Source organism: Polaromonas sp. P3_C2 (assembly GCF_056402675.1).
The window spans coordinates 1-1,546 of record NZ_JBFUGX010000846.1; the positions used below are offsets into that span (position 1 = coordinate 1).

General features: G+C 44.4%; 2 protein-coding genes. Both read left to right on the forward strand.

Annotation, left to right across the window (positions count from 1 at the left end):
- Nucleotides 1-98: 98 nt before the first annotated feature.
- Nucleotides 99-1,205, forward strand: coding sequence for a GmrSD restriction endonuclease domain-containing protein (locus AC1DWI_RS22655; protein WP_477725846.1), 1,107 nt, complete (start codon nt 99-101; stop codon nt 1,203-1,205).
- Nucleotides 1,206-1,209: 4 nt separating this feature from the next.
- A partial coding sequence (locus AC1DWI_RS22660) for a hypothetical protein (protein WP_477725847.1) occupies nt 1,210-1,546 on the forward strand: 337 nt, incomplete at its 3' end.

Consider the following 1,546-nt stretch of genomic DNA (forward strand, 5'->3'; position numbering starts at 1 on the left):
CTACTAGCAAATGGCGATTTGCCTATATCTCGATCAAACCCGATCAGTTGGAAGCAGTCTGTCATCGTATGTAGCTAACGAACTCAAAGGTATCTCCAATGGCAACTGCAAAAAAAGATGGGCGAGGACTTGCTGACTTGCTCTTTCCCACTGCAACTGGTCAAGACGATTTTGCAGAGTCGATTCTTAACATCCCTCCAGAGCAAAGAAAGCTTCATACCGAAACTTACGACTTTGCAGTTCAGACAATTTTTGAAAAACTGCGCGATACGTCTATAGGTATTCCTGAGTTTCAACGTCGATATGTTTGGAGTGATTCGCAGGCATCTCGATTAATCGAGTCGCTAATTATTCAATGTCCGATTCCGGTCGTCTATTTGAATCAAGAGAAGGACGAAACGATGTCGGTAATTGACGGGAATCAACGTCTGACGTCAATAAATCGATATCTAAACAATGAGTTCGCGCTTAAAGGATTGACTGCTTATCCAGAGTTGGAGGGCAATAGGTTTTTCGAATTGGATGGCCGATTTCAACGGCACATCTTGAACAGAACGCTCAGATGCATAGTCATTCTGAAAGACACCCATCCGCAAGTTAAGTTCGATGTCTTCGAACGCTTAAATTCTGGCTCTGTAAAACTAAATCCTCAGGAGCTTCGCCACGGGCTTTATTTTGGTGACGCAATTCAGCTAGCGGCAAAAATTGTGCAATCCACGAAGTTTTTAGAGCTTCTGGACAGAAAAAGTGATAAGCGAATGAAGGCCGAAGAACTCGTGATGCGTTTCCTCGCTTTGAGTCAAGACTTCGAACACTACAAGAAGCCTTTGGCTGGTTTTATTAACGCTTTTGTCGATGCGAGGCGCTCCATGACACCTGAAGAAAGCTTGTCCCTTGAGGAGTTTTTCAATTCCACATTACTGAAAGTTCGAGATTTGTTCGGTGATTTGGCGTTCAAAATATTCTCGCGCACCAAAGTCGTCGAAAGCAAATTTAACGCTGCACTCTATGACGCAGAGATGGTCGCAGTAGCTCAACTGCAAGCAGAAAAGAAGAAACTCAATATTGCTGCCAAGACTGTGCAGGATCGCCTAGGCCAGCTATTTTCTGAAGACGAAGCCTTTCGCAGATCGATAAGTGTCGCCACTAGCGACGAGCAACAAGTACGCTTACGAGTGCAAAAAATCAAAAGTATCTTGGTTTGATCTCATGGCTTACAAGCAGAGTCGCGCCTTGCGCGAGTTCAAAGTTCATATCAAGGGATATAGGGATGTATTGGCCAAAGCCGATCGTCAAATTACAGAACCCATCATTCGCCAGTACGTGATTTCGGCAGCAGTATTCCTTGGTCATGGGTCATTTGAGAATTTCATAAAGGATCTTTTTGACATCTTCGCGCGATGCATCTCAACACCAGGCACTGAGTCCAAAAAGATTCCGCTTGATCTACGAATGTTTCTGGTTTCTCAGAATCTACAGCTAGAAAAACACTATGCAAATTATCAAGCCTCTGGGGACGAGCGCCGCCTTTTGCAAGGTCTTGGGT

What these genes read in the sequence shown, in the direction of transcription:
- AC1DWI_RS22655 (WP_477725846.1), top strand. Translation starts at nt 99, where the DNA reads ATGGCAACTGCAAAAAAAGATGGGCGAGGACTTGCTGACTTGCTCTTT.